The sequence below is a fragment of the Brevibacillus sp. NSP2.1 genome, from assembly GCF_000470975.2.
GTDB lineage: Bacteria > Bacillota > Bacilli > Brevibacillales > Brevibacillaceae > Brevibacillus > Brevibacillus agri.
Window position 1 is genome coordinate 4,244,863 of sequence record NZ_CP048274.1, and the last position, 13,571, is coordinate 4,258,433.

Sequence of the window (13,571 nt, forward strand, 5' to 3'; positions counted from 1 at the left end):
CGTTGGAATGATGAGGAGTAGATCAATCATGCAAACCTATGACCTGAACAACCATTTGGAGTCGGCACCTAAGCACATCGGGGCGCTGATGGGATTTGAGCGGACAAAAGTCTTGCAGTTGCAGTTGCGCGCCGGAGCGTTCGTCCCGGAACACGATACGGATGCAGACGTGCTCATTATCGTGCAAAAGGGCACAGCCGTGTTCGACTTTTCCGGCAAACAGGTGGAGCTGACTCCGCAGACGCTTTTGCACATGCCCCCTCTGGAAAAGCATAGCGTGCGCGCTCTGGACGAAGATGTAGAGATGGTAGTCATCCGGATTGAACGCTAGTCATAAAAGCGCCATGCCAGCGGCGGAGCTTGCCGCAACCCGTGTAAGTTCCACCCGCCGCCAAGCCACGCCTGGACGAAGCCGGTCTCGTGTTTCTGCGATACCGGCTTTCCATCGTACATTCCCTCTCGCTTTTTCTCCTTGCCCACTCTCCCCGCCTGCGAAAAAGGCGCGAAAACAAGAAACCGAACCTCTCCCTCAATCGTCTCTCTATTACTATACAAAATCTGACAATGAGATCGAGGTGCAGGCAATCATGGAATCTATCTCTATCGTCCTTTACCGTCCCGAGCTGGCCGCGGCCGTCGCGGACATGTGGAACGCCAGTCGGGACAGTTGGGGAGGCGGAAATTCAATCACGACAGCGGAACAGATCAGACAGGAGGAAGCTCACTCCGATGCGCTCGCTGTCTACCTGGCGATGGACGGCGAAACCGTCGTGGGCTATTGCAGCCTCGCCGAGTACCGCGAAGATACCGGCGCCCTCTACATCCCCCTGCTCAACGTCCGGCCGGAATACCATGGCAAAAAGGTAGGACGCATGCTGCTTGCCCGCGCACTGGACAAGACCGTCGAACTCGGCTGGCCGCGGCTTGATCTCTACACATGGGCGGGCAACACGAAGGCTGTCCCCCTGTATAAAAAGTTCGGTTTTTTCTGGGAAGACCGCGACGATAGCACGCATTTGATGAACATGATGCCCACTGTGCTGCGGACGGAAGCCATCGCGCACTACTTCGAGGAACTCGACTGGTATCGGGACTCTGCCCGGGAGATTGTCGTCGAGCCGGACGGTCGGAAAGAAAACGGCTTCGACTACTTCACCTACTCCTGGACGAAAGGCGAAAAAAGCCTGCGCGTAGAGTTTGAACGGCGCGGGCGCGGCATGCGGCTGATCGAAACGGAAGATTACTTGCTCGCTGCCGAGGTGGAGCAACTGGAGCTGGTCTTCGGCCGCACGTACCAGATTCACTATCGGATCGTCAACAAATCAGGCAAGCCGTTGCAGCTCTCTTTGACAGGAGAGTCTGACGAAAACATCCGCTTTGACTATCGCCAAGAACTGGAAGTGACGGGCGAGACGACGCTGTCCGCCAGCTTTTTTGTCGGAGAGATTACAGAGGAGCAAAGCGTCTGGCGCACGCATCCGCGAGTCTGCACACACGTCCTGATTAACGGCAGGCGCGCCTTGTTCCAGGTCGGAATCTTGCCCAAGTTTCCCGCTTCCCTCTCCCTGCACGTCCCCGGCTTGTCCTATCCTGGACAGACCGCACCGTTTTATCTCGATGTGGAAAACAACTTTGCCGAAGAAGCGCAGTTTTCGTTCACGCTTCCGGAAGCGCCGTTTTTACGCTTCCATGAACAGCAATTCACGCTGACGCTGGCAGGCAAGGAGCGCACCTCGCTGCCGCTTGCGGCCGATTTGCTGCAACACGGCTTTTACGAAGCGGACGTTCGTGTACAGGCGCAGCTTGCAGACGGCAGTACAGTCTCGTTTGTGAAAAAGCTCGGGGCTGCCTTCACTGGCCTTGGCGCCATGCTCGCGGGCGAGACGGAGCAAACCTGGCAAGTGCACCACGGCCGCCACTCGCTGTTTTTGACCAAGGACGACAACGAGCTGACCATCGTCGGCGCAAATGGCGGCGAACCGAGCTACATCGCCTATCCGAAGCTTGGCAAGCCGTATTCCAGCGAGTTTTCCAAAAAGCGCGCCGAGCAGGTCGAGTTTGTCGCGGAAAAAGGAGCGATCGGGATTCACGCCACGTATCACTCCGGCAGTTACCCCGGACTTGTCCTGGTGGAAAAGACGCTGCTGTTCGGAGACGGCTCCGTCGAACACTTGCTGGAACTGGAAAACCGCTCTGCCGAAAAAATGGCGGCGGAGCTGTGGCTGATCCAAGGCTTTTCCCATACGCTGCACCGCCCCGTTTTGCCGTATCAAGGCCGCTATGTCGAAGTGCCTTCCTCCTACGGCAGCGATTTGGACTACTGGGACGGCAAGCTCGTCAGCGAAAACTGGCTGTTTTCGCGGGAGGAAGCAGTTCCGTGGGGCATGTGCTGGCCGAAGGAATACCGGATCGACTTCCAGGTCCGGCAGCTCACGCTGGAGACGTGCCTTGGCAGCCTGGAGCCGCACGACAAAAAGAAGTTCGGCCCGATCCACATGACGCACGGTGCGTATGCGGACTGGAAAGACTTCCGCGCCTTTGCGCAAAAAGAAGCTTTGCCATCAGCAAACTTGTCCCTGACGCCACATCTGGAGCTTGTCGCCAACGATCACAACCCGTTTGTCGCAGGAAAAGAAGTGCAGGTACAGGTCAAAGAATACAAACAGCAATATTTGGAGGGCGAGCTGACTGCCTCGCTGCAAAGCGCGCCTGCCGGAAAACAGGCCCACCGCTACACGGAAGAGGCGGAAGCGACAGAATCGCGCTTTTCGCTCGCTGCGCCGACAGGCTCGCCTGACCTCGTGCGCGTAGACGGACGCTTCGCCACCCACGACGCTCGCTTGCAGAGCGCGATCTTCCCCATCGGACAAGGCGAGATTGCCCAGGAGACGACCGAGGAAGCGGGACAACAGGTGTACGTCGCGGACAACGGCTTTATCCGCATCAAAGCCGCCCCGGACTTCGCTCCGTCGCTCTATTCGCTCACCGCCGGAGGGCAGGAGTGGCTGGCCAGCTCCTTCCCCGAGCGCCAGCCGAAGTCGTGGTGGAATCCGTGGACAGGCGGCATCAGCAACCACGTCGAGGAGCTGAGTGCGTTTTCGCTGGTCAAGGAAGAGCGGTCTGCCTGCTTCGCCCAACTGACCGACAACAAGCAAAACGTCTGGCAAGGGATCAGGCTGAGCTACCACGTAAAAAAGCAGGAAAAATATAGCGGCCTCACCTGCCACCAATATTTCCTGCTCATGCCTGGCGTCCCGCTGCTCTGCCATACTGTCGAGATCGTGCAGCATACGGGGACGTACTTTGCGAACAAAGATTGGACGACAGAAATCTTTTTGCAAACCGAAACTGCTACAGGCCCACTGTGGCTGAACACGGCAGGAAAGCATGGCGAGAAGCTGCACTACAAGCTGGGCCAAGGGGAACTGTTCGCCTACGAAGCGTCAGACTATACGTTTGGCAGCCCGTCGCGCAAGGAAAAGCTGCAAATCGTCACGGACCTGGAGACGGCAGACATCGACCTCTACGCCAACAAAGAAATCGCCCTCGCCTCCCTCTCGCGCGAGCTGAACCTGCCGCACGACCGCATAGCCTTTACCGCCCCTGTCTTTTTCCTGTTTGCGGACGAGCCGCTGCCAGCCGATTCGCTGTCGGCCTTGCGCGCCATCCGGTTTGCCAGCGAAACCGAAGGGAGGATTTCACGATGAAAATTATTGATGCCCACATGCATCTGTCCCACATCGAAGAATTCAAGCGCACAGCGGCCGAAAAGTCGTTCGTCGACTACTCCGTCCAGGGCATTTTGCAGGAATACGCGGAAAACGGCGTCGTGCTCGGCATCGGCATGGGCCTGACCGAGACGCAAAAGAACGGCTTTCCCGACCCGGAGGCGGCAACACCGATGGGCCTCGACCTGACAGACGAGCTGCCGCCACAGCTCGTCTACTGCCTCGGGATCAATCCGTACCATCTGGACGAGGCGGCAGTCGCCCGCCTGGAAGCCGAACTGCAAAAGCCGCAGGCCGTCGGCTTGAAAATCTATTTGGGCTACTATCCATTCTACGCTTACGACAGCGTCTACGATCCGGTCTACGCGCTTGCGGCCAAATACGGGGTACCGGTTGTTTTTCATACGGGCGATACGTACTCGGAGCGCGGCCTGCTCAAATACTCCCACCCGCTCACGCTCGACGAAGTAGCGGTAAAGCATCGGGACGTGAACTTCTTGATGGCGCATTTCGGCGACCCGTGGGTGCTGGATGGCGCAGAAGTCGTGTACAAAAACCGCAACATGTTTGCCGACCTCTCCGGCCTGATGGTCGGTGACGCCGCCAACTGCCGCAGACTGGCCGAGTCGCCGCTGTTCTTCGCCCACCTGCGCCACGCGATCACCTACTGCGACCATTACGAAAAGTTCCTGTTCGGCACCGACTGGCCGCTCGCGCCCGTGAAGTCGTACATCCAGTTCGTGCAGGAGCTGATCCCGGCGGAGTATCATGAGGATGTGTTTTATAAGACGGCGTTGAAGGTGTTTCCGAAAATCAGGACGATTGTTGAGTAAACTGGAAGGTTGATAGTTGGAATAACTACAAGCCCCATGCTGTGTCACGTGGCAGTTTGCCCGTGAGCCCGTGGGGTTTTTACTGTCAACTTGGCGGAAAAACGGTTTACATACTTCCATCCCGCACAGGTCGCCAAACAAAAAGAAAAACGCTTAGGATTGAACGGTTCCCTAAGCGTTTTCGTATTTTTAGCGCGTCTCTCCTGGCCTGTCTGTATTTTTTATAAGCGGTTATTGCTTGCCCAAAAAACCTTCCTTAAAAATGTTCAGCAAGTACTCCAACGTAATCGGGTCACTGTAGGTAGATGCCTCCGTGTCGATGACGATCACGTGGTTGTTTTTCACAGCAGGAATCTTTTTCCACGTCTCGGAGTTCAGGAACGCATTTTCGCCGCCTTTGCGCTGGCTGAGTACGATGTAGTCTCCGGCATACTCCGGAATCACTTCCAGAGAAAGCATGTAGTAGCCAGGGCCGAGGGCGTCCTTCTTCACTTTTTCCGGCATGGCGAGGCCCATTGCCTGGTACAGAATCTCGGTTCCGCGAGCCCAGTTGTTTCCGAAGACATAAAAGTCTTTTGCGTCGTGCTCAAAGACGGACACGGTTTTGTCCTTGCCGATTTTCGCCTTGATTTCTTCGCCGGCCGCTTGCGCGCGCTTCGTGAAATCGTCAATCCACGCTTGCGCTTCCTGTTCCTTGTTCAGCAGCTTGCCGATCTCGCGCTGCTGCGCCAAATAGTCCAGCTTGCCCCACGTATAGACGACCGTTGGCGCGATCTCCTTCAATTTATCCAAGTTTTTCATCCACGACCCGGCAATAATCAGGTCGGGCTGGAGGGCGAGAATTTTTTCCATCGTTTCATCGGATACCGTTTCGACATCTTTTACCTTATCCGCGAACAACGGGTTCTTTTTCGTCCATTCGTCGACCCCGACCAGCGTTCCGCCCAAAGCAAGAACGTTCGGCGCATTGGTCAAACCGACAATTCGCTTAGGACTCGCAGGAACCTCGATCGGTCCGTTCTCCGACTGGTACGTAATCGTCTCCGGCTTCGCTTCGGCTTCCGGTTTTGCTTCTGTTTTCGCTTCCTGCTTTGCTGCGTTGCCACCAGCAGCGTTCTCCGTTGGCACCGATGCATTGCCGCAGGCGCTCAGCAGCAGTACGAGCGACATCATGATAGAGGTGAGCCACTTTTTCATGTTGCATTCTCCTTTTTGACAGATGAAAACCAACAATTGATAATGATAATCATTTCCGAACCATTACATACTATAAACAGTTCTCTATTCCCTGTCAATATGGAGCAAGACTCGATCTGACAACTCGGCAAGCTTGATTTTGTCAGCGTTTGCAGATTGCGGCAGCAGCCAATCCGCGAGCGCTGCCCGTCTGTCTGACGAAGCATTGCATTGCATTGCATTGCTTTCCTTGCCTGCACGCGGCCATCGCGTCCGAATCATTTTCCCACAAAAAAACGGCCATTCAGCCGTTTTATCCGCCTTCCTGACCGTGCTCCACTGTACTGACGACGTTGCCTTTTTTATGCCCTTGTTCTACGTACCAATGGGCTTCCGGAACCTGTGCCAATGGATAGCGCCTGTCGATCACCGCTTGGAACTGCCCTGACGCCATCAGCTCCGCGAGAAATTGCAAGTCTTCCGCCCGCTCTTTTGCCACCCCTTGCCCATCTACGGTGATGAACTTGCCGTTTGGCGCGAGCGCCTGCTGGCAACGGGCTTTCGAGCTTTTTCCGACGGCGTCGAAAATGAGATCGTACTGCTTGCCTGTACGCGCGAAATCTTCTTTTGTATAATCAATCGCTTCATCGGCCCCGAGCGACTTGACCAGCGCAAAATTGACGCCGCTGCACACCGCGGTCACGTTCGCCCCGAAGTATTTGGCAAGCTGCACGGCCGCCGTCCCTACCGCCCCGGACGCTCCGTAAACGAGGACGCGTTGCCCGCGCTGCAGCTTTCCTTTGCGAAAAAAATGCAGGGCCGTCGTTCCCCCAAAAGGCACAGCGGCGGCCTCTTCGAAGGCTACATTCCCGGGCATGTGCGCGATCACGGCGTCTTCTCGCAGACAGACGTACTCGGCATGTGCGCCAAAGCGCATCCCGCTCAGCGCGTACACCCGCTCCCCCGGCTTGAAGCGCTTGACCTGATCGCCGACCGCTTCCACTTCTCCGGCCAGCTCGACACCCAAAATCGGTTGTCGAGGCTTCGTCCAGCCCAAAAACAGGCGCATCGGCAACCAGTACAACAGCGGACTGCGAAAAGCCCGCCCCCTGCAATCTCCGGACGTAACTGTCGTCGCATGAATTTTGACCAGCACTTCCTTGTCTTTTGGAACAGGCTTCGCTACTTCCTGCAACACGAGGACATCCGGCGATCCGTATTTGGGGCAGACAATAGCTCTCATGGGCTTCCTCCTGTATTTTCATTTGCCGTGAGTCGGCGCAAAACAGCTACTCTCCTTCATCGAGCGACAGCCAGGCCGCAGGCTCGGAACTGCCCGCGAGCCACTCGCTGACAAGCGTTGTTTTCCCGTAGCCCGCCGAAGCAGAAACAAACGTCAGCCTGCGGCGCAGCCCTTCGTCCAGCCGCGCAATCAGGCACAGACGATGGACTGTTTTGGCCGAGGCTTAGGGACGTGCAGTTTCGCAAGCAGGACGTCTGTTCCTGATCCCACCAAAAATACCACACATCCTGTTTCAGCAAAGAATCGGCGTAATGGCCGAGTGTCGGCTGGTCCTCCAGGACGTACTGGCAAAAAATGAAGTGCTCTTTTGCCAGTTGCAGCGCTTCTTCTGCCGTTTGCGGCCGTCTGCTTGCCTGCAGTACCCACGTATCGCCTGTCACAGCGAGAATGTTTGCGCCGTACTGCTGCTGAAAATGCCGGAAGATCACGGACTGGTAAACAGGCAACGGACATTCGTTGTAGCCGCCCATCGGCACCCACAAAGGCGCCTCGTATCCGCGCTCCTGCGGCAAGTTCAGGACGACGAGCGAATCGCCTTCCTCGATTCTCTGCTCCACCCATGCCTGATCGATGTCAGAAGGCTCAGGATTCGTTTCCGCAAGTTCCTCGCGAATCAGCTCGCTGCAAGTCGGCATAGGCGAGACGAGATTCCACAATTCGCCGGAATGCGTCCTCCGCGCTCAGACTGTGCACGTCCGCAAGCTGCTGCTCTACGAAGGCAGGCAGCGATTCTGCTTCGTCACATGCCTCCTCCATCATTTCCAGCAAGTTGTAGCAGGGCAAAACGAGAATGCTGTGCTGTCCCGCTGGCAGCGCTACATCCTCCGCAGCCACCACTTCGGTTTCGCACCCTTCCAAATATTGGACCAACTCTTCAATCACGATCGACACCTCTTTTTCTTTTGGCACGCCTGAAGCGCTTTGTCTGTTTCACCCTGATTTCCTTGGAAAAATAATCCACACACGTTTATCGTACACTATCTTTGCTTGAGAAAGTAGAACGATCCGCAAGAATCTTGTGCCACGCCAATCCTTTTGCCAAGCGCTGATCGCAACACGGCTGCAGCAAAAAAGCTTCCCTCGCAACTAGGAGGGAAGCTTCTTCGCCATACGATTATTTTTTACGACAGCTTTACGAGGCTGTAGTTTTTCTTGCCTTTACGGATAATGATGAAACGCCCGCCAATCGCCAGGTCAGCCGTTACTTCCAGATCCAGCTCGCTCACCCGCTCGCCGTTCATGGAAATCGCGCCTTTCGTAATGTCCTCGCGCGCCTGGCGCTTGGATGGCTCGATGCCCAGCTCGACGAGCCAGTCCACGATGTTTTTCGCTTCCTTCGTCGCCTCGTAGGTCGGCATTTCCTTGAAGCCTTGTTCGATCTCATCGGCGGTAAGCGATTTGATATCGCCCGTGAACAGGGCGGCTGTAATGCGTTTGGCCTGCTCCAGCAACTCTTCGCCGTGCACGAATCGCGTCATTTCCTCTGCGAGCATTTTTTGCGCTTCGCGTTTATGCGGCTCCGTCTCGACTTTTACCGCCAGCTCGTCGATTTGCTCTTTGGAGAGGAACGTAAAGTATTTCAAGTATTTCACGACGTCGCGATCGTCGGTGTTCGCCCAGAACTGGTAAAATTCGAACGGCGTCGTTTTGTTCGGATCGAGCCAGACGGCACCGCCCGCTGTTTTCCCGAACTTCGTCCCGTCCGCTTTCAGCATGAGCGGGATTGTCAGGCCAAACGCTTTCGCCTCAGGCCCTTCTTTTTTGCGGATCAGATCGAGACCGCTCGTAATGTTGCCCCATTGGTCGGAGCCGCCGATTTGCAACTGGACGTCCTCGTGTCTGTACAGGTGCAGGAAGTCGAGCGACTGGAGGATTTGGTAGGAAAACTCGGTAAAGGAAATGCCGCTCTCCAGTCTGCTTGCCACGACATCCTTGGCGAGCATCGCGTTGATGCTGAAGTTTTTCCCGTAATCGCGCAAAAATTCGATCACGTTGATTTTATGCGTCCAGTCGTAGTTGTTAACCAGGCGAATCTGGTTGTCGCCTTCTGTGATGAACAGCTTTTTCATTTGTGCGGTGAGGGCATCCACATTCGCCTGCACCTGCTCCAGCGTTTGCAGCGAGCGCTCGGACTGGCGGCCGCTCGGATCGCCAATCGTCCCTGTCGCGCCCCCGATCAAAATAACCGGACGATGGCCCGCAAGCTGGAAACGTTTCAGCATGATAAAAGGAATCAGGTGCCCGATGTGCATGCTGTCTCCCGTCGGGTCCACGCCACAGTACAACGAGATCGATTTTTGCTCAGTCAATTCACGAAGCCCTTCGGCGTCTGTTTGTTGGTTAATGGCGCCGCGCCATTCGAGTTCATCAATAATGTTCACAGCCAATTCACTCCCTTAGGTTCGTAGATCTCCTATACCGAATCACCGTTGTGCGTGACAACAAAAAATCGCCCCTTGTCTATTGTAGACACAGGGACGATTGTATAACCGTGTTACCACCCAGATTGCACCAATGGTCACCCCATCTTCCGGATGCCATTCATGCCACTCTCGGCGAGATATCGTTCGCCATTCCGCTCAGCATTACCCGAGATACTCCAGAGTTGTAATTCGCGGGCTTAGTGTGTACCGGGTTCCATCCACCCCCGGCTTTCTAGGACAGGGACCAAGCTGCTACTGGGCTCTTTCAACGTATGTCGCATATAAGATTACAGACAGTATAGTGAATTGGAAGGGCGGTGTCAACTGGTTAACGACCTCGCCACCCGAAACCCGAAATCATCAATGCGAAACGTCGGATGACTGCGGCGGCGGCACGTCGCTCCGCAGCCCCGGGCTTCCTCCGCCCAGCTCCCGCCGCGAAAAATCCGGTAGGAGCCGTACACGTCGGCATCGTACACATCCGAGCACCATTCCCACACATTGCCCAGCATGTCGTAAAGCCCCCAGGCATTCGGCTATTTGGCTCTGCTCAACTTTTCTATCGCTTCCTGCTCCGTCGGCACAAAAAAGAAATCGCTGCCGTTGTTCGACTCGTAGATGAAGTCCCGCAAGCTTTTGCTGGTGTACGCCGAAAAATCGCCGACGATCGCCATTTTCATCCTGTAGTTGCTAAACTTTTGCAAAATCTCGCCTGCCAGCCGCGTTTTCAGATCGAAAAAGCTTTCCGCAAACATGGACTTGCGCAAAATGATGCGGTCGCAATCGACTTCATAGCGCACAGTCGCCATCAGGTCGAGCGCAGCTTGAACATCGGCAACCACCACTTCCTCGCTTGTGACGATAGCTAGATCGACTCCGTTAACGGTCTGCTTTGCAATTTTCATCGTCTATCCTCCTGTGGGAGCATTCGCTTTTTGTGAGTGAAAAAGCCTTTGCACATACTGCTCGCCAATGTACCGATTGTCTTCGCCCCGGGGCGGCGCAATGCCTGCCACCCGGAAAAAGCTCAGTCCCACGACCATCGCCATCAGTCCGTAGGCTGCGCTTTGAGCGTCTTCCTCCATCGTCTGCCCTGTCTTGCTTCCATAGGCAAAAATTTTGGCAATGCCCTGGAGGTCGGCCTGATAGCTTTTCGCTGCGACCTCTTGCAGCTTTGGATCGAGCGCTGCCCTGGAAAAAAACTGCACGAACAGCCTGCCCTGATCGCTGTACGGAATATGCATCGGCCCTGTTCCAGCCACCTGCGAAACGTTGATTTTTTGTTCCCCGTCTTCCTGACAGGGCGGCAAGTAGCGCTCGGCACCCCGCACAAGGCAAACAGCCGGGCAAGAAAATCCGAAACCATCGTCAAGCAGCCGTAGCCGGTATCCCCGCAGTAGCCCACTTCGCTGCATTGCGTTGCCTCGCCATGCGCCACACTCGAGCCTGCCCGCATTGTCCGGGTGTTACCTGCACCGATTTTTTGGCCCACAAAAAAACAGCATGACAACCGCAAACCATGCCTCTTTCCCTCGTTTGCCGCGAAAAACAAAACCAGCCGTTGCCACGCGAAGGAGCATGCTCGCATGACAACGGCCCCGCCAGGTTCATCCCCGGCACCGCACGCTATGAGTGGATTCCCAAATGTTCGCGCAAAGTGGTTCCGGTATATTCGCGCTTGAACAAGCCTTTTTCCACCAGCTTCGGCATCAACTGTTCAAAAAAGATTTCCATCGACTTGTGCGAACCGCCAGGCAAGGCGATAAACCCGTCGATCGCTCCCGCTTCGTAGCGCGCGATAATATCGGCCAGCACGTCGTCGACGGTCCCGACGGACACCCAATGAGCCGATCCGACCACTTCCGGGCGCACCAGCACCTCTTCCAATGTCGGCTCGTACTTCGTAATATAGCGGCGCAGCAGCTCCGCATGTGTCCGGCTGCGCACGGGCATGTCCGGATCAGGCAGCATGTCAGCCGTGATCCGCTGATCCAGCGCCAGATGGCTTGCGTCCATCCCAAGCACGGACTTGAGCGAAGTCAGTCTGCGCTCTGTGCTCAAATTGGCGTGTGCGGCCTTATGCAGCTCCTGCGCTTCCTCGCGCGTCTCGGCCAGGAAGAAATACAAGCCGGGCAAAACCTTCACCGCATCGGGATTGCGCCCGTGCTCCTCTGCCCGTCTGCGCAAGTCGTTGCGCAGCTCTACCCCTGATTCGATATCCGGCATGGCCGCAAAAATGGCATCGGCCAATGACGAGGCAAAATCCCGCCCGATGTCCGACGCTCCCGCCTGAAAGAACGGAATCGAGCCGGACGGATGGGCAGGGAGGATAAGCGGTCCTTTGACGCTGAAAAACTCACCCGAATGGTTAATCGGCGTAATCTTGTCCCTGTCCGTAAAAATGCCGGACTCCTTGTCCATGACGATCGCATCGCGCGGGAAGCTGTCCCACAGCTTGCGGACGACTTCCGTAAACTCGCGCGCTTTCCGGTATCGTTCTTCCGGCGAAGGCATCGGAGCATCCCCGAAGTTTTCCGCCCCTTCGATGGACGTGACAATATTCCAGCCAGCGCGTCCATTGCTCAGCCAGTGCAGCGACTGAAGCTGTCTCGCCACCACAAACGGCGGGTTAAACGTCGTCGAGATCGTCGTAACCAGCCCGATCCGCTCGGTTTCGCGGGCGATGACGGCGAACATCATCGTCGGGTCCGGGCTGCCGAAGTTCGCGGAATCCCCCATCATCTGCGGGTTGATGAACAAGTAATCTGCCCGGAACAAAAAGTCGAGCTTGGCCCGCTCCGCCATTTTGGCCAAGTCAATATAGTAGTCAATCGTGCCCATCTTCTCCACGCCACTGTCTGGACGCCGCCAGCCGTCGCCTTTCATCCAGGTCGCATTGATCGCCAATCCTATACACAATTGTCTATTTTCAGTCATGCGTACCAACCTTTCCCTGCTTTAAAAGCCGTTTTGCGAGTCGAAAACGTTCCGAGCAGAGACATGCGCAAATCGGCCTCTAAAACTAGCAATGATAATCATTATCGACAATTAGTGTAGCAAGGACCAGGCGAAAAGCAAATGCACAAATCATAAAAGCGGCATGCATCATTTCCTAATCCGACGCTGCCTGTTTTGTTGCCATGTCTTTATAGGCGGTAGGCGACATGCCGAATTTCTTTTTAAACACGCGGCTGAAGTAGAGCGGATTGGCATATCCGACGCTGACGGCAATGTCGCTGATCGGGTAGTCCCCTGCTTTCAGCAATTCGCTCGCTCTCTCCATCCGATAATGGATCACATAGTCGATGGGGCGGAACCCCGTATATTTATGGAAAAAGTAGGAAAAGCGCTTCGGGCTCATGGCATGCAGCTCGGCCAGCTCGTCGAGTGTCAGCGGGTTCATGTAATGCCCATGAATGTAGGCAACCGCTTCGTCGATCACCCTCTGGCTCGGTGAGCTGCCTCTCTCGCGATGCTTGCAGCTCACCAGCACCTGATACATGATGCTTAAAAAAAGCTCTTTCAGGCGCAGCTTCCCGATGCCCCCCTGTGCCTGCGCATTCTGTTGCAGCATGATAAGCAGCTCCAGCAAACGCGGATTCACTCCGGGCTCAAGCATGAAATGGACGTTGCATGCCTCCGCGTCGCTTTTGCCCCCTGACTCGTCCCAGCGGTAAAATACCCGGTAGTACTCCAGCTCGGACTCGCCTATGACGCGCGAGTTCATCATCATGCCGGGAGCCGCATGCAAGACCGTTCCCGGCTGCAAATCGTAAGCGGTACCATTTACATGCATGTTCGCTTCGCCGCGAACGGTAAACAGAAACCCGTAGGCCACGGTCTTGAAATCACGCAACACACTTTTCGGCTGGATGACCAGGCGCTGCACACTCGCGATCTCGTAGGAGCTTTTGGCGAATCGTTCTGCTAGTTTGTCCGCATCGATCATGAAAATTGTACCTGCTTTCTATCCATCTCGTTTCCCCTTGGGCCGCTCTCCTTCGTGCGAAGCGACCGACCGTTTCCCGCACACGCCGCCAGGCTATCCGCAGGATGCACCGTTACGCCACAAGGCCGTTTTCATGCTTTATTTTATCATAACAACCTC

The 13,571-nt window shown here is 55.7% G+C and carries 12 protein-coding genes and 1 pseudogene; 3 read left to right on the plus strand and 10 right to left on the minus strand.

Translation table 11 applies throughout. The annotated features are described in order from the left end of the window. The first annotated feature begins 28 nt into the window (after positions 1-28). The 3 genes from M655_RS20620 to M655_RS20630 all read left to right on the plus strand — a co-directional run bounded on the left by M655_RS20620 (position 29) and on the right by M655_RS20630 (position 4,561). Entirely contained in the window at positions 29-331 is a 303-nt protein-coding gene (locus M655_RS20620; protein WP_005828285.1) for an AraC family ligand binding domain-containing protein, read from the plus strand. Between the two features lie 256 nt (positions 332-587). Then, entirely contained in the window at positions 588-3,707 is a 3,120-nt protein-coding gene (locus M655_RS20625) for a GNAT family N-acetyltransferase (RefSeq protein WP_026557693.1), read from the plus strand. Then, positions 3,704-4,561 carry an amidohydrolase family protein gene (locus tag M655_RS20630; RefSeq protein WP_005828288.1) on the plus strand — a complete coding sequence of 286 codons (858 nt, stop codon included), beginning with the start codon at positions 3,704-3,706 and terminating at the stop codon, positions 4,559-4,561. The genes M655_RS20625 and M655_RS20630 overlap by 4 nt, the downstream gene beginning before the upstream one ends. A 231-nt stretch (positions 4,562-4,792) precedes the next feature. Here the strand turns inward: M655_RS20630 and M655_RS20635 are convergent, their stop codons facing one another. From M655_RS20635 to M655_RS20680, 10 genes and pseudogenes are all read right to left on the minus strand, one after another. Next, the gene (locus M655_RS20635; protein ID WP_026557692.1) at positions 4,793-5,758 is read right to left on the minus strand and encodes an iron-hydroxamate ABC transporter substrate-binding protein; all 966 of its coding nucleotides are present in this window, start codon (positions 5,756-5,758) and stop codon (positions 4,793-4,795) included. 292 nt (positions 5,759-6,050) lie between these two features. Next, the gene (locus M655_RS20640) at positions 6,051-6,980 is read right to left on the minus strand and encodes an NAD(P)-dependent alcohol dehydrogenase (protein ID WP_026557691.1); all 930 of its coding nucleotides are present in this window, start codon (positions 6,978-6,980) and stop codon (positions 6,051-6,053) included. Between the two features lie 56 nt (positions 6,981-7,036). After that, positions 7,037-7,675 carry a DUF4253 domain-containing protein gene (locus tag M655_RS20645; protein WP_286085875.1) on the minus strand — a complete coding sequence of 213 codons (639 nt, stop codon included), beginning with the start codon at positions 7,673-7,675 and terminating at the stop codon, positions 7,037-7,039. Next, on the minus strand, positions 7,623-7,922 hold the full coding sequence (locus M655_RS20650) for a hypothetical protein (protein WP_283858864.1): 300 nt from the start codon (positions 7,920-7,922) through the stop codon (positions 7,623-7,625). Before M655_RS20650 ends, M655_RS20645 begins: the two co-directional genes overlap by 53 nt. Before the next feature lie 239 nt (positions 7,923-8,161). Then, positions 8,162-9,421, minus strand: a complete 1,260-nt coding sequence (gene tyrS / locus M655_RS20655) for a tyrosine--tRNA ligase (RefSeq protein WP_005828299.1) — start codon at positions 9,419-9,421, stop codon at positions 8,162-8,164. 362 nt (positions 9,422-9,783) lie between these two features. Next, positions 9,784-9,999: pseudogene (locus M655_RS20660) on the minus strand (formylglycine-generating enzyme family protein); the annotation flags it as partial. Continuing rightward, positions 10,000-10,368 carry a DUF4180 domain-containing protein gene (locus M655_RS20665; RefSeq protein WP_025844191.1) on the minus strand — a complete coding sequence of 123 codons (369 nt, stop codon included), beginning with the start codon at positions 10,366-10,368 and terminating at the stop codon, positions 10,000-10,002. A 3-nt stretch (positions 10,369-10,371) separates the two neighbouring features. Next, positions 10,372-10,878 (minus strand): TetR family transcriptional regulator C-terminal domain-containing protein, encoded by a 507-nt coding sequence (locus M655_RS20670; protein WP_081414730.1) that lies wholly within the window; start codon positions 10,876-10,878, stop codon positions 10,372-10,374. Between the two features lie 211 nt (positions 10,879-11,089). Beyond that, on the minus strand, positions 11,090-12,400 hold the full coding sequence (locus tag M655_RS20675) for an NtaA/DmoA family FMN-dependent monooxygenase (RefSeq protein ID WP_026557689.1): 1,311 nt from the start codon (positions 12,398-12,400) through the stop codon (positions 11,090-11,092). Between the two features lie 175 nt (positions 12,401-12,575). After that, positions 12,576-13,412 carry an AraC family transcriptional regulator gene (locus M655_RS20680; RefSeq protein WP_025844189.1) on the minus strand — a complete coding sequence of 279 codons (837 nt, stop codon included), beginning with the start codon at positions 13,410-13,412 and terminating at the stop codon, positions 12,576-12,578. Positions 13,413-13,571: the final 159 nt, after the last annotated feature.

Excerpts from the sequence above, each read along its gene's own strand:
- M655_RS20640 (WP_026557691.1), bottom strand. The coding sequence starts at position 6,980 with ATGAGAGCTATTGTCTGCCCCAAATACGGATCGCCGGATGTCCTCGTG.
- M655_RS20665 (WP_025844191.1), bottom strand. The coding sequence starts at position 10,368 with ATGAAAATTGCAAAGCAGACCGTTAACGGAGTCGATCTAGCTATCGTC.
- M655_RS20635 (WP_026557692.1), bottom strand. The coding sequence starts at position 5,758 with ATGAAAAAGTGGCTCACCTCTATCATGATGTCGCTCGTACTGCTGCTG.
- M655_RS20680 (WP_025844189.1), bottom strand. The coding sequence starts at position 13,412 with ATGATCGATGCGGACAAACTAGCAGAACGATTCGCCAAAAGCTCCTAC.
- M655_RS20675 (WP_026557689.1), bottom strand. The coding sequence starts at position 12,400 with ATGACTGAAAATAGACAATTGTGTATAGGATTGGCGATCAATGCGACC.
- M655_RS20630 (WP_005828288.1), top strand. The coding sequence starts at position 3,704 with ATGAAAATTATTGATGCCCACATGCATCTGTCCCACATCGAAGAATTC.
- M655_RS20625 (WP_026557693.1), top strand. The coding sequence starts at position 588 with ATGGAATCTATCTCTATCGTCCTTTACCGTCCCGAGCTGGCCGCGGCC.
- M655_RS20670 (WP_081414730.1), bottom strand. The coding sequence starts at position 10,878 with ATGCAGCGAAGTGGGCTACTGCGGGGATACCGGCTACGGCTGCTTGAC.
- M655_RS20620 (WP_005828285.1), top strand. The coding sequence starts at position 29 with ATGCAAACCTATGACCTGAACAACCATTTGGAGTCGGCACCTAAGCAC.
- M655_RS20645 (WP_286085875.1), bottom strand. The coding sequence starts at position 7,675 with ATGCCGACTTGCAGCGAGCTGATTCGCGAGGAACTTGCGGAAACGAAT.